Below are 19935 nucleotides of genomic sequence, written 5' to 3'. Positions count from 1 at the left end.
TCGAATCATGTTGGAGGAGCCAGACATGAATCTCAGCGCGCCTACCCAGATTGTTTTCATCATTTCCCTTGTCATCGCCATCATCGGCATTCTTGCCGCGCTTGGCGTCCTTGCGTTCATTCCAATCGCATCGGTGTGGATCGTTCTCATCGCCTACATCGTGCTTGCCGCCGGCTGCCTGATGCGCGGCGCCTGACAAGTTTCCCTTGAAGTGGGGACCGAGAGCGCCCGGCCAAAAGCCGGGCGCTTTTGATTCCAATCAAGGCTCTGCTAGATTTGCCTTGGCGGAAGGATGACCGATGCCAATCGAGATGCAGCGCCGGAAGGAACAGGACCGCTCGGTCGCCGGCCGGTTGGCCGAAGGCGGGAGAAAATGCGTAGCGCCGCTCTACCGAGCCAGCCCAAAAATCGCGTCACAGTCGAGATGGGTCTCCAACTCGGCCGCGACGTCGTCCAGCGCCCGCTCGACGTCGGCGCGATAATCGATGCCGCCGCCTTTGACGCCCAGGCTTTCGAGGAATTTTCCGCGAAAGCCGTCGGCGCCGAACAGGCCATGCATATAGGTGCCCAGCACCTTGCCGTCGGTGGAAACAGCACCATCCTCGACGCCGTTGATGATTGCCGACGGTCGCATCGTGTCCGGGCCGGTGGTCCGGCCGAGATGGATCTCATAGCCTTCGAGCGGCACATCGAACGGGACGGATCGCGCGCTGACATTGCGCACGGTCTTCTCCGGCTCCATCACCGTTTCGATGTCGAGCAGGCCGAGCCCTTCGGCCTCGGTGACGCTGCCCTCGATGCCCTCGGGATCACGCACCATCCGACCAAGCATCTGAAAACCGCCGCAAATGCCGACGACGTGCCCGCCGCGCTTGCGATGCACCGCAATATCCCTGTCCCAGCCGTTTTCGCGGAATTTCAGGAGATCGCCGATCGTCGATTTGGAGCCGGGAATGACCACCAGCCCGGCATCGGCCGGCAACGGCTTTCCCGGCGGCACGAACACCACTTCGACCTGCGGTTCGGCTTTCAGCGGGTCGAGATCGTCGAAATTGGCGATCCGCCCAAGCATCGGCACCGCGACCTTCAGCGCACGTTTCCCGCCGGACACGAGCCGTTCCAGCACGACCGAATCCTCCGAAGGCAGCCGCGCCGCCGCCGTCAGCCACGGCACGACGCCAAAGCTGCGCCAGCCGGTGAATTTTTCGATCGCCTTCAGGCCGTCATCGAACAGCGAGACATCGCCGCGGAACTTGTTGATGAGGTAGCCGACGATCATGCGTCGGTCTTCTTCCGGCAGGATCAGATGCGTGCCGGCGACCGAGGCGATGACACCGCCGCGATCGATGTCGCCGACCAGCACCACCGGCACGTTCGCACGCGTCGCAAAGCCCATATTGGCGATGTCGCGGCTTCTGAGATTGATTTCGGCCGGTGAGCCGGCGCCCTCGACGATGACCAGATCCGCATCTTCGCCGACTTTGCCCCAGGAATCCAGAACGGCATCCATCAGCCGGCCCTTCAGCGCCTGATAGTCGCGCGCCCGCGCCTCGCCGAACACCTTGCCCTGGACAATGACCTGCGCGCCGACATCGGTCTGCGGCTTGAGCAGCACCGGGTTCATGTGAACTGATGGCGCGACGCCGCAGGCGATCGCCTGCAGCCACTGCGCGCGGCCGATCTCGCCGCCGCCATGGTTGCCGTCGCCGGGAATGTCGGCCACAGCAGCATTGTTCGACATGTTCTGCGGCTTGAACGGCCGCACCTTCAGCCCGCGCTTTTTCGCGGCACGGCACAGGCCGGCGACCAGCACCGTCTTGCCGACATCAGAACCCGTGCCCTGCAGCATAATGGCTTTGGCCATGGTTCAGCCCCTGCCTTGCGCTGTGGTTCCGGTGATCTCGGATTTCTGCGCCAGAGGCCCACCGCGCCAGATGTAGAGTGCCAGCAGCGGCTCCTGGCCGGTGCGCATGGCGTGGTTGACACTGGAAGCGTGGTGGACGACCTCGCCGGCTTCTCGCATGCGAAAGCCACCCTCGCCCATGCGCCACTCGGTGCCGCCGGTCAACGGAATGTAGATCTCTTCGGCGATGTGGTGATGGTCAGGATAGACGATATCCGGCCCAAGGATCAGCAGGCCGGACGCGGCCTCGTCATTGGCGAAATGGCCACGCGTGCCGAACACCTCCAGCCAGCCGTAATTATCGACGAATGCGCTGCCGAAGTCCGATTCGCTGTAGGTCTGCCCCCAATGCAGATTGCCGCGCTGCCCGGCAAGACATCGCACCAGAGGCTTCGCATCCGGGAGCGCCAGTTCGACGGCGCGATCGAGATGGCGAAGGCAAGCGAGCGGATGTGCCTCCAGTGGGCGAGTCGGCATGTCCCAGCCGATGCGCGCCACGGCCTCGCGCACCAGCGCATTGTCCACGCAACCAAGATAGGCGTGGAACCGCCCCAGCAGTTCGTCGAATTTTGTCGTCACATCTCACTCCGGACATGCATTGGCGCACAGCCGCTCCGCGGCGGGTCGGGTTGCGCGGCGGCATCATTGGTCTAGATTGGTGCGCGCGCAAAGCCAAAAACGACAGGCCAGCAGGTCGAAACCATCAGGGAGAACGCCATGGACGCCGCGGTCGATGCGAGCACCAGCCAGTTCGAACTCAACGAGGAACAGCGCGCCATCCAGGAGATGGCACGGGCCTTCGCCACCGACCGCGTCGCGCCGAATGCGCTCGACTGGGACCGCAAAAAACATTTCCCCGCCGATGTGATCCGCGAGACCGGCCCGCTCGGCCTCGGCGGCATCTATATTAGTGACGATGTTGGCGGTTCCGCACTCGGCCGGCTCGATGCCGTGCTGATCTTCGAGGTGCTGTCGCACGCCGATCCGGCCTTCTCGTCCTTCATCTCGATCCACAACATGGTGGCCTCGATGATCGACCGCTTCGGCAATGAAGAGCAGCGCCAGCGCTTTTTGCCCAAGCTCACCTCGATGGAATGGCTGGCAAGCTACTGCCTCACCGAACCGGGTTCCGGCTCCGATGCGGCGGCGCTGAAGACGCGCGCGGTGAAGAGCGGCGGCGACTACATCCTCAACGGCACCAAGCAATTCATCTCGGGCGCCGGCGACAGCGATGTCTATGCTGTCATGGTCCGCACTGGCGCCGATGGTCCGAAAGGCATTTCCACGGTCATTGTGCCGAAAGATGCGCCCGGCCTTTCCTTCGGCGCCAACGAGCACAAAATGGGCTGGCACATGCAGTCGACCCGCCAGGTTATCTTCGAGGACTGCAAGGTGCCAGCGGAGAACCTGTTGTCGGGCGAAGGCGCCGGTTTCGGCATCGCCATGGCCGGTCTCGACGGCGGCCGGCTGAACATCGCCGCCTGTTCGCTGGGCGGTGCGCAGTCGGCGCTCGACAAGGCGCTGTCCTACACCGCCGAGCGCAAGGCCTTCGGCTCGAAGATCAACCAGTTCCAGGCGCTGCAGTTCCGGCTGGCCGACATGGAGACCGAGTTGCAGGCGGCGCGCATCTTCCTCTATGCGGCTGCCTCCAAGCTCGACCGCAAGGCGCCGGATGCCGGCAAATGGTCGGCGATGGCCAAGCGCTTCGTCACCGACACCGGCTTCAACGTCGCCAACGATGCGCTGCAACTGCTCGGCGGTTACGGCTATCTGCACGACTACGGCATCGAGAAGCTGGTGCGCGACCTGCGCGTCCACCAGATCCTCGAAGGCACCAACGAGATCATGCGCGTCATCATCGCGCGGGCGCTAATCGGACGGTAAGTAGGCAGTAGGCAGTAGGCAGTAGGCAGTAGGCAGTAGGCAACGAGATGGCCGTCAAGATCAATTCTTACAAGGATCTTATCGTATGGCAGCAGGCGATGGATCTGGCCGTCGCCACCTATTCTCTGACCAAGACATGGCCGAAAGAAGAACTGTACGGGTTGACCAGCCAAATCCGTCGCTCGGCAAACTCTATCCCTGCAAACATCGCGGAAGGCTATGGCCGAGACAATAGAGGCTCCTATCAGCAATTCCTCAGGATAGCCCAAGGCTCACTGAAGGAGTTCGAGACACACCTCCTGATCGCTGAACGCATTGGCCTTGCAACGCACGATCAAGCTTATCAGACACTGTTGGCGACCGAGGGCATCGGAAAAATGCTTCGCCAGCTTATTCTCAAGCTTGCACCCGAATAGATCACCTACTGCCTACTGCCTACTGCCTACTGCCTACTGCCTACTGCCTACTGCCTACTGCCTACTGCCTACTTACCCAAATCACGGAGCGCCACTATGACCACCATCGCCTTCATCGGCCTCGGCAACATGGGCAATCCGATGGCTGCCAATCTGGTCAAGGCCGGGTATACCGTAAGCGGTTTCGATCTCGTGCCCGAGAACTTGACCCTAGCGAAAGAGCACGGCGTCGTCGTCATGGCGAACGCCTTGGCCGCGGTGAAGGATGCCGATGTGGTCATCACCATGCTGCCGGCCGGCAAGCACGTGCTGTCGGTCTATGAGGACATCGCGCCTAAGGCAAAAAAGGGCGCGCTGTTCATCGATTCGTCGACAATTGACGTCGAATCGGCACGCAAGGCGCATGCGACAGCCGCAAGGAATGGCTTGTTGTCGATCGATGCGCCCGTTTCGGGCGGCACCGGCGGTGCGGCGGCCGGCACGCTGACCTTCATGGCCGGCGGTTCAGACGATGCCTTCGCCGCCGCCGAGCCGATCCTGAAGCCGATGGCCGGCCGCATCGTCCATTGCGGCGGCGACGGCGCCGGCCAGGCGGCGAAGATCTGCAACAACATGATCCTCGGCATTTCGATGATCGGCGTCGCCGAAGCCTTCGTGCTGGCGGAAAAGCTCGGCCTGTCGCATCAGGCGCTGTTCGACGTCGCCTCGACATCGTCCGGCCAGTGCTGGTCGCTGACCACCTATTGCCCCGTGCCCGGCCCGGTGCCCACTTCGCCGGCCAACAGTGACTACAAGCCAGGCTTTGCGGCCGCATTGATGCTGAAAGACCTGAAGTTGTCGCAGGAAGCCGCCCAGGCTTCCGGCGCCGTGACGCCGCTTGGCGCCGAGGCGGCCCAACTCTACGCCCTGTTCAACGCTCAAGGGAACGGCGGCGCCGATTTCTCCGGCATAATTAATTTTTTGCGCGGGAACCCCGCATAACCAACTGATATAATTAGATGTTCTGAATTCTACAGCCAGAAAAATTGCAAATTTAGATTTGCTTAAGCTCTCGATAACTCCGCGGTAACGATGTCCCTATAAAACGGATGGCGAGGCGGACATATCACATCCGCCCGGCGCTCCGGATCAGGTCTCGCGTACCGGAGCCCGTAAGTTCGACAAGTGCCCATAAAGTTTCGCAAATGTTTGCGTAGCGAAGCGCCTGCGTATCTGGCAAAGCCGCGTTCCCGATGGAGCGCGGTTTTTGCGTTTCTGCCGCTTCAGAGGTTCATATTCCGATTGCCGCGTTCGGGATTGGAACGTGATCTTCGTTGGTCAGTACGATCGGCGCATCCTCCCCGTCCACCCTGACGACGAGCAGGCGCGTGCTCCATGTGCCGGCGTTGCGAACCAGGTGCGAATACACCGTGCCCTTGCCCTTGGCGCCATGGACCGGAATGCTGAACTGGGCATCCCCCGCGCCATTCGCATTGACGTCGAGATTGCCTCCGACCCAGAAATTGTCGGTCACGTCCTCGCCGATGGCGGCTTTCACGCGCGTGTCGGCGCGAATGGCATCCATGGCCATGTGATAGGCGTCGCTGCTTTTCAGAACGAAAGGAATGCTGCCGACCATCGTCGCGCAGCCGCCGATCCCAACCCACACGGCCAGCCCGGCGATCGCCAAGTTGCGCTGCGTCTTGCGGAACTGTTCGGCGTCGCGCCAGGCACGATTCCGCCAGGCCCAGCGGCTGCCGCGCGCGCCGAGCACGATGATCATGACGATGTTGACCAATGGGATCAGCGCCAGCAGCGCGATGAAGGTGCTGTTGCCGATGCCCCAGATCCAGTTGAGGAAGAAGGCGCCCCAGTTCCAGCGGTCGAGCTCGGCCGGAATTTCAGCCGGCTGGTTGAGCGGTTGTCCTGCCATCAAGTCTCCCTTCGGCGAACGGCCTCGACGGCTTGTAGCCGATAGCGCCGACGACCGGAACCCTTGGCCCATCGGCGAAAGACGAACAAGAGACCGGCTCAGGACGGATGGCAGGCGTCCCGAACCACGGGACGCCTGCAATATCTTATCGCTTGCGAAGATCCGCTTGCGCCAGGTCCAGCGCCTTGCCGATACGCTCGCAAGCCATGTCGATCGTGTCGCGGGTCCAGATCAGCGGCGGCGACAGGATCATCGTGTCGCCGGTGGCGCGCAGCATCATGCCATTGGCGATCGCATGGTCGCGCACGGTCACCGCGGCACTTCCCGACGGCAGGAACCGCTCCTTGGTCGCCTTGTCCTTGACGATCTCGATCGCGCCCATCAGGCCGATCGAGCGAACCTCGCCGACGAGATCATGCCCGGCGATGCGTTCCTGCAGGGCCTTGGCGAAATAAGGCCCGGTGTCGTTCCTGACGCGCTCGACCAGGCCTTCCCTTTCGATGATCTCCAGGTTCTTCAGGGCCACGGCGCAGGCCACCGGGTGCCCGGAATAGGTGTAGCCGTGATTGAACTCGCCGCCCTTCTCGACCAGCGTCGAGGTGATGCGGTCGCCGACCAGCAGCGCCGACAGCGGCTGATAGCCCGATGTCAGCGCCTTGGCCGTGGTGATGGTGTCCGGCTCGATGTCGAAAGTCTGGGCGGCGAACCACTCGCCAGTGCGGCCGTAGCCGGTGATGACCTCGTCCAGCATCAGCAGCACATCGTATTTGCGGCAGATGCGCTGCACTTCCGGCCAGTAGCTCATCGGCGGTATTTTCACGCCGCCCGCCCCCATCACCGGCTCGCCGATGAAGGCAGCGACCTTGTCGGCACCGGCCTCGAGGATGGCATCCTCCACGGCCTTGGCCGCGCGCAGGCCGAAATCGTGATCGCTTTCGCCCGGCAGCGCCAGCTCGTAGGCATAGGGCATCATCACATGCACGATGTTGGGCACGGCGCCGCCGAGCTGCTTGTGCATGGCATCCATGCCGCCGAGCGAGGTGCCGGCTATGGTCGAGCCGTGATAGGCCATCTTGCGCGAGATGACGCGGTTCTTCTCCGGCTTGCCTTCCAGCACCCAGTAGTGACGGGCAAGTCGCAGCGCCGTATCGTTCGCCTCCGAGCCAGAGGAACCATAGAAGACCTGGTTGACGTTCTTCGGTGCGATTTCAGCCAGTTTCTTGGACAACAGCACCGGCGTCGGCGTCGAGCATTTGAAGAAGGAATTGTAGTAGGGCAGCTCCTTCATCTGCGCGTAGGCGGCCTCGGCCAGTTCGTCGCGGCCATAGCCGATGTTGACGCACCATAGGCCGGCCATGCCGTCCAGCAGTTCCGTTCCTTCGGAATCGTAGATGAACGGACCGTTGGCGTGGGTGATGATGCGCGCACCGGCCTCACGCAATTCCTTGTGGTCGGTGAAGGGATGCAGGTGGTGCGCGGCGTCAATCTGCTGAAGCTGCTTCAGCGAATAATTCTGATAGGTCATGGATTTGATCTTTCCTCTGGATTCAATCCGGCTGGCGCCGGGGCGAAGTCGTCAGAGGATGGCAGGCGGCGAATAGCCGATGCGGGCACAAAGCCGCAAAAGCTCGGCGCGCAGCGTGCGCGATGACGGTGTCACCGCCACCCGGAATGCGCGAGCTGATAGCCTAGCGAGAGTCATGGCAGGCACCTTAGAGCAATTCCAGGAAAAGTGTGAAACGGTTTTCCGTGCGGAATTGCGTCAGAACAAGGATTCAGGGCAAAGGGCGGTGAACCACCCTTTGCTTGGCCGATGACGGGATGTGGCTAGGCCTTGCTGCTTAGCGCCCTCTGCAGGAACACATATTTCATCGCCGTCTGCATCGCTTGAGGCCGGCGGTCGCCGCGCCCGCCATGCCCGCCCTCGGTTTCCTCGAAGAACAGCGTCCTGGCATGGCCAGCCTCCTGCAGCCGGGCCGCCATCTTGCGCGCATGGCCAGGATGGACCCGGTCGTCGGCGGTCGAGGTGGTCAGCAGCACCGGCGGATAGGCGACGCCGGCATCGACATGCTGGTAGGGCGAATAGGCGGAAAGCCATTCGGCGTCTTCGGTCTTCGACGGATCGCCATATTCGGCCATCCACGAGGCGCCCGGCGGCAATTGCGTGTAGCGCAGCATGTCGAGCAGCGGCACCTCGACGATGACGGCGCCGAACAGCTCCGGGTGCTGCGTCAGGGAAACACCGGTCAGCAAGCCGCCATTCGAGCCGCCCTGGATGCCGAGCGAGGCAGCCGTGGCGATGCCGCGGCGGACGACGTCCTCGGCCACCGCGGCGAAATCGTCAAAACCATTCTGGCGTTTGCCCTTCAGCGCCGCCTGATGCCAGGCCGGGCCGAATTCGCCACCGCCGCGGATGCAGGCCTGCACATAGGCATTGCCCTTCTCCAGCCACAGCCTGCCACGCACGCCGGCATAGCCGGGCAGCAGCGGCACTTCGAAGCCGCCATAGCCGTAGAGCAGCGTCGGCACAGGCCCCTTCTGGTCGCGCCGGCGGACGACGAAATAAGGGATCATCGTGCCGTCCTTCGAGCGCGCCTCGAACTGCTCCGAAATCAGCGGCGAAGCATCGAAGCGCGCTGGCTGCGACTTCACGGTTTCAAGCGTCGCGCCATCATCATCGGACCAGATGATCGAGCTCGGTGTCAGGAAATCGGTGAAGGAGAAGGAGATGCTGGAGCCGAAATGTTCGGCATGGCTGATACCGACGGTGCCGTTTTCAGGCAGGGCGACCGGTTTCATCGACCAGGCGTCGCCCTTGCGTTCGCAGACGACCACCTTGCCGCGCACATTGTCCATCAGGCTGACGAACAACCGGTCCTGCGTGCGGGCAATGCCGGCGATCGAGACGCGATGCGCCGGCGCGAGCAAGGTCTCGATGGCGCCAAGGCTGCCGGTTTCGATCCAGTGCGCGAAATCGAGCGAATAGAGCCCGTCCGGCTGGCAGGCCGTGCCATCCGGCGCCGTCCATGGGGTGCGCACCCCGAACACCAGCTGGTCCTTGAAGAGCGCGGTGTCGGTGACATCGTCGGGCAAAGGGATGCGCCTGTTTTCACCTGACGGGAGATGCAGGAAACTGTGCGATGCGAAGAAATTGAGCGTCCGCGCCAGAAACAGATGGCGCTTGTCACCGTCGAACTCGACACCGGCGCCGACGGCGAGATCCTCGGTCTTTGCCTCGAAGATCGGCGTCGCGTCTTCGAGCTTGGTGCCGCGCTTCCAGAGCTTGATCACGCGCGGATAGCCGGACTCGGTCTTGTCAGCTTCCTCGAAGGCCGCCGAGACGATGACCGTGTCCTTATCCAGCCAGCCGAAACCTGATTTCGAGGCCGGCGCGCGGAATCCGCCGTCGATGAACGATTTGGTCTCGATGTCGAACTCGCGCATCTCGCTGGCGTCGCCGCCATCCGGCGACATCGAGAGCAGGCAGCGGCTGAACTCCGGATAGAGCCGGCTGGCGCCGCTGAACACCCATTTGATGCCCTCCTTCGCCGCAAGCTGGTCGAAGTCGATGATCGTTTCCCACTTCGGCTTCTCGGTCTTGTAGGAAGCGACCGTGGTGCGGCGCCACAGGCCGAGCGCATTGGTCTTGTCCTGCCAGAAATTATAGACATGACCGGCGATGGCCGCGCCGACGGCGATGTTGTCCTCCGCCGTCATCAGGTCGAGCGCGGTCTGGAACGATGCCTGGTAGGACGGATCGCCCTGCAATTGCCCAACCGTGACTTCGTTCTGACTGTGCACCCAATCCAGCGACTGTTTGCTGGTCCTGTCCTCCAGCCAGAGGAAGGGATCGTCAGTGCTGGAGTCTGGCTTGGCGAGAGGCTTGGTCATGGAATCTCCGATAGGCATGCTTCGGCGTGCAACATCGACATGCTTTGTCCGATATTCAATAGGCGCTGCACTTGGGCCAAGGATACCTGACTAAGGAATCAGGCTTTCCCGCGACCAACGAGGCTCGCAACCGCCAGCGCCAGGCACAGCAGGCCAAGCGTGAGCGGCAGGCCGCCCGCGCCCAGCACATCCATGACGCTTCCCGCCACCGGCGGCACGGCGATGCCGCCGACTCCCCACATCAGCGAAAAGGCTGCATTGCCGGCGACCAGTGTCGAGCCGGTGAAGCGCTCGCCGAGTTCGATGATCGACATCGTGTAGATGCCGTACGAAACCGCGCCCCAGATGAAGATCATCGGCCAGACCAGCGGTGTCTCGATGAGAAACGGCAACAGCGCGCATCCGAGCGCCGTAACGCTTATGCAGACCAGCCGCACGAACCGCGCCGTCAGCCTTTCCGCCAGCAGGCCGAGCGGCACCTGCATGGCGATGTTGCCCGCAATCATCACCGTGAGCAGCGCCGACATCCGGGCTTCGGCGATGCCGTAATGCGTGCCGTAAACCGGCAGCAAGGCCAGCGCTCCCTGTTCGAAACCGGCGGCCACGATGACCGCAAACAAAAGCAGCCAGGCCAATGGCACGAAGCCAAGAACGGAAACCTGGTGCCCGGCCTCGTCCACCTTTGGCAGGCGCGGCAGCACGGACGCCAGGCAGATGCCGCACAGCACGAAGGCACAGATGCCGACGAGGAATGGCGGCCATCCCTGCGTGCCGACGGCAAGCAGGCAGAGCGGCCCCGCCGCGAAACCGGCCGAAATGATCGTCGAATAGATGCCCATGATGCGGCCGCGCCGGGCCGGCGGCGCCAGCGCGATCACCCAGATTTCGCTTAAGACATAGAGCGGATTGGTCACGACGCCGATCAGGAAACGCAGCGGGAACCACAGATAGACATTCTGCGTCCAGCCGATCAGCGCCAGCACCACGGCCGAAAGTGCCGCACAGGTGAGCGCCGTGCGCCCTGCTCCGAACCGGCGTGCCAGCGCCGGAATAAGCGGCGACGAGACGATGAAGCCGATTGGCGTCATCGCCGCCGACAGGCCGATCATCGCCGGCGAGACGCCCTGCCGCTGCAGGATGAAGCTCAGCAAAGGGTAGGACAGCCCTTGCGCGATGGCGAACACCGAGACGGTTGCGATCACGCCGGTAATCGCCGCCCATTGCATCCCTGCCTCGCCGTTGCCGGAGCTGGCCGCGATCATGCCTGCCCACTCCGGCGCACGGACGATCGATACAGCGCGAAAACCACCAGCAAGGCATCAAGGCCGATGATCACGATCGGCAGGCCGAGCGGACCGATGCCCTGCATCAGCAGGCCGGCGCCCGGCGGGCCGACAATACCGCCAACGCCCCACATCAGCGCGAAAGCGGCGTTGCCGGTGACCAGCAGCGTGCCCCTGAACCGGCTGCCGAGTTCGACCAGCGCCATCGTATAGACGCCGTAGCCGACCGCGCCCATCACCAGCAGCACCACCCAGATCAGCGGTGTCATGATCAGCAGCGGCAGCAGAAGCGCACAGGCGGTGGTCGCCATCGCGCAGGCCAGGATCATGGGGCGGCCACCGAAGCGCTCCGCCAGCAGGCCGAGCGGGATCTGCAGCAGGATGTTGCCGAGGGAAAGCGCCATGACCAGCGCGGCAAGCACGGCTTCCGGCAGGCCATAGCCGGCGCCGAACACCGGGACAAGCGCATAGGTGCTTTGCTGGACGGCGGCCGAGACCAGCACGGCCAGCAGCAGAGCCGGCGCCAGGCGGGCAAAGCTGAAAAAACTGCCGGAAGGCTGGCCGTCATCTTCGAAACCGGTGAGCCTCGACGAGACAAGACGCAGAATGACCGCGCAAAGCATGAAGCCGCCGACACCGACGCTGAAAGGAGCCCAGCCCGACGTACCGACCAGGGTCAAGGTGAAGGGCCCGGCCGCATAGCCGGCACCCATCAACGTGTTGAACACGCCCATGACCCGACCCCGCCGCGATGGCGCCGCCAGCGACAGCGCCCACACCTCGCCAAGGATGTAGAGCGGATTGATGACCAAGCCGATGATGAACCGGATGACATACCAGGCCACCCAGTTCTGCAGATAGCCGACGCCCAAGAAGCACAGCGCTCCGATCAGGGAACAGCCGACCGCGAGGTTGCGCGCCCCGACCAGCCGCACCGCCGCCGGCACGAACGAAGCCGACAGGATCAGACCGAGCGGCATCATCGCCGCCGACAGGCCGATCAACCCGGGCGACATGCCCTGCTTCTGCATCAGGAGCGTGAACAGCGGCGAGCTCAGCCCCTGCGCGGCGCCGAACATGGCAAGCGCTGCGGTGACGCCGGCGAGCGCTGCCCACTGCGTCCCCGCTTCGACCTCGCTCGAGCTGGTTGCGACCATGCCGTCATCCATGTGAGCTGCCGGCTGACCTCCCGGCCGGCAAGCGTCACTAGCTACTGGTTCGGCCGGGGGAAAGAAAGGGCCGGCAAGGGAATTCCGCTTGCGCCAATGGTCGGATGATCGAGGCGATGTCGCGGCCACGCCGCTGCCGTCCGGTCATGTCGCTTCCCTCGCCCTAGTGGTCGCCGCCTCCGCAATGGCCGGCGGGTCGCCGGTCCATTATGCCGCCCGCTATCGCATCCTACGAGGACCATCATGACCGCCGCCCTACAATCTGCAGAACCGGCTTTGGCGCCCGACCGTGCCCGCCGTGGCGGCCGCGCCGGAAAGCGCGCCGGAGGTTCGGCCGCGTTCGAGCAGCCGCCTTTCCGCCAGCTGAAAAACCCGCTGGCGCCGACCAGGCTGGTTTCGGACGACGAGCTGGAATCGATCCACCTCGCCTCCTTGCGTGTGCTCAGGGAAATCGGCGTCGACGTCCTGCATGACGAGGCCCGCCGCATCATGAAGGCGCATGGCGCGGATGTACGCGAAGGCAGCGAGCGGGTGCGCTTCGACAGCGACATGATCCTCGAACTGGTGTCGCACTGCCCGTCTGAGTTCACCATGCATGCCCGCAATCCCGCGCACAATCTCCGCTTCGGCGGCAACAATGTGATCCTGTCGATGATGGCGTCGGCGCCGAACTGCTCCGACATCGATCGCGGCCGTCGCCCGGGCAATCAGATTGACTACCGCAATTTCCTGCGCCTGGCGCAGATGCACAACATCCTGAACTGCACCGGCGGCTATCCGGTCGAGCCGACCGACATCCACCCGTCGGTCCGCCACCTCGAATGCGTACGCGACCTCGCCACGCTGACCGACAAGGTGTTTCACATCTATTCGCTCGGCAAGGAGCGCAACGTCGACGGCATCGAGATCGCCCGCATCGCCCGCGGCATCAGCCATGAGCAGATGCTGGAGGAGCCATCGGTCTTTACCATCATCAACACCAACTCGCCGCTCAAGCTCGACGTGCCGATGATGGAAGGCATCATCCAGATGTCGAGCAAGGGCCAGGTCGTCGTCGTCACGCCCTTCACCCTGTCGGGCGCAATGGCACCCGTCACCATCGCCGGCGCGCTGGTGCAGCAGAATGCCGAGGCGCTGTCCGGCATCGCCTTTGCCCAGATGGTGCGCAAAGGCGCGCCTGTCGGCTATGGCGGCTTCACCTCCAATGTCGACATGAAGTCCGGCTCGCCGGCCTTCGGAACGCCCGAATACATGAAGGCGCAGTTGGTCGGCGGCCAGCTTGCCCGCCGCTACAACATCCCCTACCGCACCTCCAATACATGCGCGGCCAACACGGTCGACGCGCAGGCGGCCTATGAAAGCGTGTTCTCGCTGTGGGGCGCCATCCAGGGCGGCGGCAATCTGATGATGCACGGCGCCGGCTGGCTCGAAGGCGGCCTGCGCTGCTCCTACGAGAAGACCATTCTCGACATCGACCTGTTGCAGATGGTGGCGGAGTTTTTGACCCCGCTCGACCTGTCCGATGAAGCGCTCGGCTTCGACGCCATCCAGTCTGTCGGACCCGGCGGCCATTTCTTCGGCACCCAGCACACGCAGGACCGCTACAAGACTGCCTTCTATTCGCCAATTCTCTCCGACTGGCGCAACTTCGAGACCTGGGCGGAAGCCGGATCACCAACGGCATTGGAAAAGGCCAACAAGGTCTGGAAGGAACGGCTGGCATCCTACGAAGATCCCTACATGGACCCGGCGATCCGTGAAGAACTCAACGCCTTCGTCGAAAAGCGCCGCTCCGAGGGCGGCGCGCCGACCGATTTCTGATCAATGTTGTTGATGAACGGTCGACCCCCACTCCGTCGAGCTGCGCTCGCCACCTCTCCCCCGATCGACGGGGGAGAGGAAGGGCACGAGCTTATGCAGCCTGGCACCTTTCCTCTCCCTCCGGAGGGCGGAGAGGTGGCGCCGCGAAGCGGCGACGGAGTGGGGGAAGCCGTTGACGAAGCGCCCGGCCGCCGCAAGACGGGCACCGCTCAACGCGCGCGAGAGCTTAGGCAGTCAGGCAATCAAGCGGATCTGATGAACGGTCGACCCCCACTCCGTCGAGCTTCGCTCGACACCTCTCCCCCGATCGACGGGGTAGAGGAAAGGCGCGAGCTTATGCCGGCTGGCTCCCTTCCTCTCCCTCCGGAGGGGGGAGAGGTGGCGCCGCGAAGCGGCGACGGAGTGGGGGAATCCGCCCGTGAAACCCGCAGCCGCCGCAAGATGGGCACCACTCAACGCGCGCGAAAGCTGAGGCAAGGCGGCAATCAGGCTGAAGCATTGCTCTGGCTCGAACTGAAAGCCCGCAAGCTTGCGGGCTATCGTTTCACCCGCCAATTCTCCATCGGCCCTTTCTTCGCAGACTTCGCTTGCCGCGAAAAATGGCTCGTCGTCGAGATCGACGGCTCACAACACGCCGACAGTTCCTCTGACCGCCGGCGCGACGATTTCATGCGCGCTCAGGGCTATTCGATCCTGCGTGTCTGGAGCCGCGACGTCCTGAAATATCGCACTCCCGTCTGTGAAACCATTCTTGCCGCGCTTGATGGCAGGCTGGCGGAAAACGTCGCCGTATCCGACCTACGCTTTGTCTTCACGCCGCACTCACTCGATTCAATCTCTCTAAAAACGGACCTATCTTCATGAAATCCCATGTAAAAGCGGTTGTCATCGGCGGCGGCGTCGTCGGCTGCTCGGTTCTTTACCATCTGGCCAAGGCCGGCTGGACCGACATCATGCTGATCGAGCGCTCGGAGCTCACTTCCGGCTCGTCCTGGCACGCGGCGGGCGGCTTCCACACGCTGAACGGCGATCCCAATGTTGCCAAGCTGCAAGCCTACACCGTGCAGCTCTACAAGGAGATCGAGGAAATATCCGGCCAGTCCTGCTCGCTGCATCTGACCGGCGGCGTGATGATGGCCGATACGCCCGAGCGCATGGACTTCCTGCGGCTGGCCCACGCCAAGGGCCGCTATCTCGGCATGGACACCGAGCTGATCACCCCTTCCGAAGCCAAGGCGATGTTCCCGCTGATGGACGAGACCAACTTCGTCGGCGCCATGTGGGATCCGGTCGAAGGCCATCTCGATCCGTCGGGCACGACGATCGCCTATTCCAAGGCGGCCAAGAAGCTCGGCGCGGAGATCGTGCTGCGCAACCGCGTCGTCGACCTGACGCAGCAGCCCGACGGCACCTGGAACGTCGTCACCGAACAGGGCACGGTCCACGCCGAGCATGTCGTCAACTGCGGCGGCCTGTGGGCGCGCGAGATCGGCCGCATGGTCGGCGTCGAACTGCCCGTGCTGGCCATGGAGCACATGTACCTGCTCACCGAGCCGATGCCCGAGGTCGAGGAATTCAACAAGTCGACCGGCCGCGAAATGATCGGCGTGCTCGACTTCAAGGGCGAGATCTACACCCGCCAGGAGCGCAACGGCATCCTGCTCGGCACGTACGAAAAAGCCTGCAAGCCGTGGTCGCCGGTCAACACGCCCTGGGATTTCGGCCATGAACTGCTGCCGCCCGATCTCGACCGCATCGCGCCGTCGCTGGAGATCGGCTTCAAGCATTTCCCCGGCATCGAAAAGGCCGGCATCAAGCAGATCATCAACGGCCCCTTCACCTTCGCGCTCGACGGCAACCCGCTGGTCGGCCCGGTGCAGGGCCTGACCAATTTCTGGTGCGCCTGCGCCGTCATGGCCGGCTTCAGCCAGGGTGGCGGCGTCGGTCTCGCTCTGTCGAACTGGATGGTCCATGGCGATCCCGGCTTCGACGTCTGGGGCATGGATGTCGCCCGCTTCGGCGAGTGGGCTGGCCTGCGCTACACCAACGCCAAGGTGCGCGAAAACTATTCTCGCCGCTTCTCCATCCGCTTCCCCAACGAGGAATTGCCGGCGGCACGCCCGGCGCAGACGACGCCGCTCTACGACACGATGCTCGCCAACAACGCCGTCATGGGTGACTCCTGGGGCCTCGAGACGCCGCTGTGGTTTGCGCCGAAAGGCAAGGAGCCCAAGGATATCGTTTCCTTCCACCGCTCCAACGATTTCGGTCCGATCGGCGAGGAAGTGCGCGCCACGCGTGAGCGCGTCGGCGTCACCGAGATCGCCAATTTCGCTAAATACGAAGTTTCGGGCCCGGGCGCGGAAGAATTCCTCAACCGGCTGATGACCAACCGCATGCCGAAAACCGGCCGCATCGTGCTCACCCCGATGATCAACGAATTCGGCAAGCTGATCGGCGACTTCACCATCGCCAAGGCGGGAGACGACCGCTTCATGATCTGGGGCTCGTCGGCCGCGCAGAAATACCACATGCGCTGGTTCGAGAAGCACCTGCCGAAAGATGGTTCGGTGCGGATACACCGCTTCGACCAGACGCTGGTCGGCCTGTCGATCGCCGGGCCAAAATCCCGCGACTTGCTGCAGAAGCTGGTCGATGTCGACATCTCGACCAAAGCCTTCCGCTTCATGGATTTTCGCGAGATGGCGGTCGGCGGCGCGCCCTGCATGGTCAACCGCATCACCTACACCGGCGATCTCGGCTACGAAATCTGGATGGCGCCGGCCTATGAGCGGCTGGTCTACAAGGCGATCAAGGACGCCGGCGAGGAATTTGGCCTGGTCGATTTCGGCATGCGCGCCCTGCTTTCCATGCGCCTCGAAAAGAACTTCCCGACCTGGTTCCGCGAGCTGCGGCCGATCTACGGACCGTTCGAAGGCTCGATGGACCGCTTCATCAAGCTGGAGAAGAACGACTTCATCGGCCGCGAGGCAGCCGCCAAGGAACAGGCGGAGGGGCCAAAACTGCGCCGTGTCTCCTTCATCGTCGATGCCGCCGATGCCGACGTGATGGGCGACGAGCCGATCTGGGCCAAGGTCAGCAAGGATTTTGGCACTGTGGAAAAGCCGCATGGCTACGGCGCGCCGCGCTTCGACGACAAGGGCAAGGAAGTGCGTGGCTCCAAAGCCGCGGAAGGCGCTTCCGCCGTGCGCGGCATTGTCGACGGCGACTGGCGCGTGGTCGGCTGGGTAACGTCGGGCGGCTATGCCCACTATGTCCGGAAGTCGATGGCCCAAGGTTATGTGCCGGCAGCGCTTGCCGAGGACGAAAGCGCCGGGCTGTTCGAGATCGAGATCCTCGGACACCGCCGGCCGGCACGCATCAATGTCGAGGCGCCGTTCGACCCGAGCGGCGAGAAGATGCGGAGCTGAGGTTCGACCATGGACAGCGCGGGGCCAAAAGGCGGCTTCGGCCGCCATCGCAAGATCATGCCCTTCGAGCCGGGCTCGATCGATGCCCTGCGCGACGGCTCCCGCCAGAAGGCGGCTTCACTCAACCAGCATCTGCTGGGCTATGGCGCCCAGGCAGAGGCTGAATGGGCAGCGGCAGGCATTGCCGCGCCAGACCTGCCGGCGATGCGCCAATACCGGCTGGAACGCATCCGCGCCGAGTTGAAGCGCCGTGGCTATGCCGGCGCCCTGCTCTACGATCCGGTCAACATCCGCTATGCGACCGACTCGACCAACATGCAGCTATGGGTCGCGCACAACCCGACGCGGCATTGTTTCGTTGCCACCGAAGGTCCTGTGGTGCTGTTCGACTATTTTTCCTGCGAGCATCTGTCCGACCATTCCGGCGTCGTCGACGAGGTGCGGCCGGCGGTGTCGTGGATCTATCTTTACGGCGGCGAGCTGACCGAACAAAAGGTCCGACGCTGGGCCGCCGGCATCGCCGACCTGGTCAGGGAACATGGCGGCGGCAACAGCCGCATCGCCGTCGACCACATCAATCCGGAAGGCACCGAGGAACTCGCCCGCCTCGGTATTTCGATCGGCAATGGCGAAGCGGTGATGGAAAACGCGCGGCAGATCAAATCGCCTGACGAAATCCTCGCCATGCGCCGCGCCATAGTCGCCTGCGAGGCCGCGATGGGCGAGATGGAACAGGCGCTGATATCAGGCATCTCCGAGAACGAACTGTGGGCGGAACTGCATCGCGGCAACATTGCGCGCGGCGGCGAATGGATCGAGACACGGCTGCTGGCTTCAGGCCCGCGCACCAATCCCTGGTTCCAGGAATGCTCCTCGCGCAAGATCGAGGCGGGCGACCTCGTCGCCTTCGATACCGACCTGATCGGGCCCTACGGCTTCTGCGCCGACCTGTCGCGCACCTGGCTGTGCGGCGACGTAGAACCTTCGAACGAACAGCGCGACCTCTTCCGTATCGCTGCCGATCAGATCCAGCACAACACCGAATTGATGCGTCCTGGCATCTCGTTCCGAAACCTTGTCGACCGCTCGGCGGTGCCGCCGGGAGACTGCTTCCCGACCCGCTATGGCGTGCTCTATCACGGCGTCGGCCTTGCCGACGAATACCCGACCTTGCCGCATGCCAGCGACTGGACTCCGGACACGCCGGATGGCGTTCTGGAACCAGGCATGGTGCTCTGTGTCGAAAGCTATATCGGCAGGCTCGGCGGCCGCGAGGGCGTCAAGATCGAGGAGCAGATCCTGATCACCGAGACCGGGAACGAGCAGCTCTCAACCTACCCGTTGGATGCGAGGCTGCTCGGCTAACCCTACAAGGGCCTCACGCATTGCTTTGATCGTTTTTTCCGGTGTTGTCCTGGCGGTGATAAAGGGCAGGCCCTTGCGCCGTGCCGTCCAGCCGACGATCACGACCTTGCGCGCCGCCGGCTCGAAACGCTGCGCCAGCGCCCAGCTTTCGCAGTCGATCGCTGCTATATCCGCCCTGCCCTCGGCCACAGTGACGATCGAGCCGCGATGGCCGCCGCTTTCATTGCGCGAGGAAAAGATATCGAGGCTTTCGCCAGCTGCTTCCAGATCACGCGTCGGCGCGATGATGCCCGACATGGAATCGAGACTGTTGAAGGTGAAGCGCTTGCCACGGATCAAATCGAGCGGCAGCAAGGCCCTGCCATCCGCCGGCGATCGCACTTCCGGCCCTTCGCCTGTCCGCATCACCAGCGCGCTCGAATAGAGCTCGCCCTGTCCGCCCTCATAGGCGTCGTAGCTTGGCTGGCCGACCACTTGCACATGGCGGGACAGGCCAAGCTCCATGGGACCCCAGCAGGTTTGCGCGAAGAGCAGCGCCGGATGCAGCCAAAGCTTGTGAAAGTCCAGTTTGTCAGGTGGCAGTGTCGCCGGATCCGGCGCGATCAGTTTTCCCTCGGCGTCGCGGATGCCGCCTGGTACCGCCGGCAACTCGCCATTGCGACGAACGATCGTCGACGGCGCGTCGATGCCCCTCTGCCGGAAGACATCGCGCAATCCTGCCCACTGCGCGTCGACTTCGCCACGCACTTCCGGCCAGTCATACATCGGCAAGGCCGCAACCAATTCACTCATGCCGACACTCAATCATGGTGTATCGAGAAAGGATCGCAAAAACACGGCGCCCAATCAGAATTGGCCGA

The 19935-nt window shown here is 63.4% G+C and carries 17 protein-coding genes; 8 read left to right on the top strand and 9 right to left on the bottom strand.

Annotated elements, in window-relative coordinates; translation table 11 throughout:
- Nucleotides 1-25: 25 nt before the first annotated feature.
- Nucleotides 26-196: a hypothetical protein gene (locus AC0NIH_RS17745; RefSeq protein WP_023763422.1), complete on the top strand. Its 171-nt coding sequence runs from the start codon at nt 26-28 to the stop codon at nt 194-196.
- Between the two features lie 192 nt (nt 197-388).
- On the opposite strand, the gene AC0NIH_RS17740 is transcribed toward AC0NIH_RS17745, so the two are convergent.
- Nucleotides 389-1864: a cobyric acid synthase gene (locus AC0NIH_RS17740; RefSeq protein ID WP_023763421.1), complete on the bottom strand. Its 1476-nt coding sequence runs from the start codon at nt 1862-1864 to the stop codon at nt 389-391.
- 3 nt (nt 1865-1867) lie between these two features.
- Nucleotides 1868-2482: a dimethylsulfonioproprionate lyase family protein gene (locus tag AC0NIH_RS17735; protein WP_023763420.1), complete on the bottom strand. Its 615-nt coding sequence runs from the start codon at nt 2480-2482 to the stop codon at nt 1868-1870.
- A 138-nt stretch (nt 2483-2620) separates the two neighbouring features.
- Between AC0NIH_RS17735 and AC0NIH_RS17730 the strand changes: the two genes are divergently transcribed.
- The 3 genes from AC0NIH_RS17730 (at nt 2621) to mmsB (ending at nt 5184) form a co-directional block, all read left to right on the top strand.
- Entirely contained in the window at nt 2621-3787 is a 1167-nt protein-coding gene (locus AC0NIH_RS17730) for an isobutyryl-CoA dehydrogenase (protein WP_473467290.1), read from the top strand.
- 47 nt (nt 3788-3834) lie between these two features.
- Nucleotides 3835-4203 (top strand): four helix bundle protein, encoded by a 369-nt coding sequence (locus AC0NIH_RS17725; RefSeq protein WP_352711117.1) that lies wholly within the window; start codon nt 3835-3837, stop codon nt 4201-4203.
- 96 nt (nt 4204-4299) lie between these two features.
- Nucleotides 4300-5184: a 3-hydroxyisobutyrate dehydrogenase gene (gene mmsB / locus AC0NIH_RS17720; RefSeq protein WP_473467292.1), complete on the top strand. Its 885-nt coding sequence runs from the start codon at nt 4300-4302 to the stop codon at nt 5182-5184.
- 289 nt (nt 5185-5473) lie between these two features.
- Here the strand turns inward: mmsB and AC0NIH_RS17715 are convergent, their stop codons facing one another.
- The 6 genes from AC0NIH_RS17715 to AC0NIH_RS17690 all read right to left on the bottom strand — a co-directional run bounded on the left by AC0NIH_RS17715 (nt 5474) and on the right by AC0NIH_RS17690 (nt 12446).
- Nucleotides 5474-6115, bottom strand: a complete 642-nt coding sequence (locus AC0NIH_RS17715) for a cytochrome c oxidase assembly factor Coa1 family protein (RefSeq protein WP_473467294.1) — start codon at nt 6113-6115, stop codon at nt 5474-5476.
- Between the two features lie 145 nt (nt 6116-6260).
- Entirely contained in the window at nt 6261-7640 is a 1380-nt protein-coding gene (locus AC0NIH_RS17710; protein ID WP_023763416.1) for an aspartate aminotransferase family protein, read from the bottom strand.
- Nucleotides 7641-7691: 51 nt separating this feature from the next.
- Entirely contained in the window at nt 7692-7817 is a 126-nt protein-coding gene (locus AC0NIH_RS17705; protein WP_023780401.1) for a hypothetical protein, read from the bottom strand.
- A gap of 125 nt (nt 7818-7942) precedes the next feature.
- Nucleotides 7943-10006 (bottom strand): prolyl oligopeptidase family serine peptidase, encoded by a 2064-nt coding sequence (locus tag AC0NIH_RS17700; protein ID WP_473467296.1) that lies wholly within the window; start codon nt 10004-10006, stop codon nt 7943-7945.
- Between the two features lie 98 nt (nt 10007-10104).
- Nucleotides 10105-11268, bottom strand: coding sequence for an MFS transporter (locus AC0NIH_RS17695; RefSeq protein WP_473467298.1), 1164 nt, complete (start codon nt 11266-11268; stop codon nt 10105-10107).
- Complete coding sequence (locus tag AC0NIH_RS17690; RefSeq protein ID WP_473467299.1) at nt 11265-12446, bottom strand: MFS transporter; 1182 nt, start codon at nt 12444-12446, stop codon at nt 11265-11267. Before AC0NIH_RS17690 ends, AC0NIH_RS17695 begins: the two co-directional genes overlap by 4 nt.
- A gap of 255 nt (nt 12447-12701) precedes the next feature.
- Between AC0NIH_RS17690 and AC0NIH_RS17685 the strand changes: the two genes are divergently transcribed.
- The 4 genes from AC0NIH_RS17685 to AC0NIH_RS17670 all read left to right on the top strand — a co-directional run bounded on the left by AC0NIH_RS17685 (nt 12702) and on the right by AC0NIH_RS17670 (nt 19075).
- Nucleotides 12702-14279 carry a trimethylamine methyltransferase family protein gene (locus tag AC0NIH_RS17685; protein ID WP_473467301.1) on the top strand — a complete coding sequence of 526 codons (1578 nt, stop codon included), beginning with the start codon at nt 12702-12704 and terminating at the stop codon, nt 14277-14279.
- Nucleotides 14280-14657: 378 nt separating this feature from the next.
- On the top strand, nt 14658-15143 hold the full coding sequence (locus AC0NIH_RS17680) for an endonuclease domain-containing protein (RefSeq protein ID WP_473467302.1): 486 nt from the start codon (nt 14658-14660) through the stop codon (nt 15141-15143).
- Nucleotides 15140-17710, top strand: a complete 2571-nt coding sequence (locus AC0NIH_RS17675; protein ID WP_473467304.1) for a GcvT family protein — start codon at nt 15140-15142, stop codon at nt 17708-17710. Before AC0NIH_RS17680 ends, AC0NIH_RS17675 begins: the two co-directional genes overlap by 4 nt.
- 9 nt (nt 17711-17719) lie before the next feature.
- Entirely contained in the window at nt 17720-19075 is a 1356-nt protein-coding gene (locus AC0NIH_RS17670) for a M24 family metallopeptidase (protein WP_224689913.1), read from the top strand.
- On the opposite strand, the gene AC0NIH_RS17665 is transcribed toward AC0NIH_RS17670, so the two are convergent.
- On the bottom strand, nt 19040-19867 hold the full coding sequence (locus tag AC0NIH_RS17665) for a phosphate/phosphite/phosphonate ABC transporter substrate-binding protein (protein ID WP_023763407.1): 828 nt from the start codon (nt 19865-19867) through the stop codon (nt 19040-19042). The two genes, AC0NIH_RS17670 and AC0NIH_RS17665, sit on opposite strands and share 36 nt — an antisense overlap.
- Nucleotides 19868-19935: the final 68 nt, after the last annotated feature.

This window comes from Mesorhizobium sp. WSM1386, assembly GCF_055901595.1.
Note: the sequence above shows the minus strand (reverse complement) of the source record. Positions and strands in the feature narration are given on the sequence as shown.

Excerpts from the sequence above, each read along its gene's own strand:
- AC0NIH_RS17745 (WP_023763422.1), top strand. The coding sequence starts at position 26 with ATGAATCTCAGCGCGCCTACCCAGATTGTTTTCATCATTTCCCTTGTC.
- AC0NIH_RS17685 (WP_473467301.1), top strand. The coding sequence starts at position 12,702 with ATGACCGCCGCCCTACAATCTGCAGAACCGGCTTTGGCGCCCGACCGT.
- AC0NIH_RS17670 (WP_224689913.1), top strand. The coding sequence starts at position 17,720 with ATGGACAGCGCGGGGCCAAAAGGCGGCTTCGGCCGCCATCGCAAGATC.
- AC0NIH_RS17700 (WP_473467296.1), bottom strand. The coding sequence starts at position 10,006 with ATGACCAAGCCTCTCGCCAAGCCAGACTCCAGCACTGACGATCCCTTC.
- AC0NIH_RS17665 (WP_023763407.1), bottom strand. The coding sequence starts at position 19,867 with ATGAGTGAATTGGTTGCGGCCTTGCCGATGTATGACTGGCCGGAAGTG.
- AC0NIH_RS17730 (WP_473467290.1), top strand. The coding sequence starts at position 2,621 with ATGGACGCCGCGGTCGATGCGAGCACCAGCCAGTTCGAACTCAACGAG.
- AC0NIH_RS17715 (WP_473467294.1), bottom strand. The coding sequence starts at position 6,115 with ATGGCAGGACAACCGCTCAACCAGCCGGCTGAAATTCCGGCCGAGCTC.
- AC0NIH_RS17695 (WP_473467298.1), bottom strand. The coding sequence starts at position 11,268 with ATGATCGCGGCCAGCTCCGGCAACGGCGAGGCAGGGATGCAATGGGCG.
- AC0NIH_RS17690 (WP_473467299.1), bottom strand. The coding sequence starts at position 12,446 with ATGGTCGCAACCAGCTCGAGCGAGGTCGAAGCGGGGACGCAGTGGGCA.
- AC0NIH_RS17740 (WP_023763421.1), bottom strand. The coding sequence starts at position 1,864 with ATGGCCAAAGCCATTATGCTGCAGGGCACGGGTTCTGATGTCGGCAAG.
- mmsB (WP_473467292.1), top strand. The coding sequence starts at position 4,300 with ATGACCACCATCGCCTTCATCGGCCTCGGCAACATGGGCAATCCGATG.
- AC0NIH_RS17710 (WP_023763416.1), bottom strand. The coding sequence starts at position 7,640 with ATGACCTATCAGAATTATTCGCTGAAGCAGCTTCAGCAGATTGACGCC.
- AC0NIH_RS17675 (WP_473467304.1), top strand. The coding sequence starts at position 15,140 with ATGAAATCCCATGTAAAAGCGGTTGTCATCGGCGGCGGCGTCGTCGGC.
- AC0NIH_RS17725 (WP_352711117.1), top strand. The coding sequence starts at position 3,835 with ATGGCCGTCAAGATCAATTCTTACAAGGATCTTATCGTATGGCAGCAG.
- AC0NIH_RS17705 (WP_023780401.1), bottom strand. The coding sequence starts at position 7,817 with ATGACTCTCGCTAGGCTATCAGCTCGCGCATTCCGGGTGGCGGTGACA.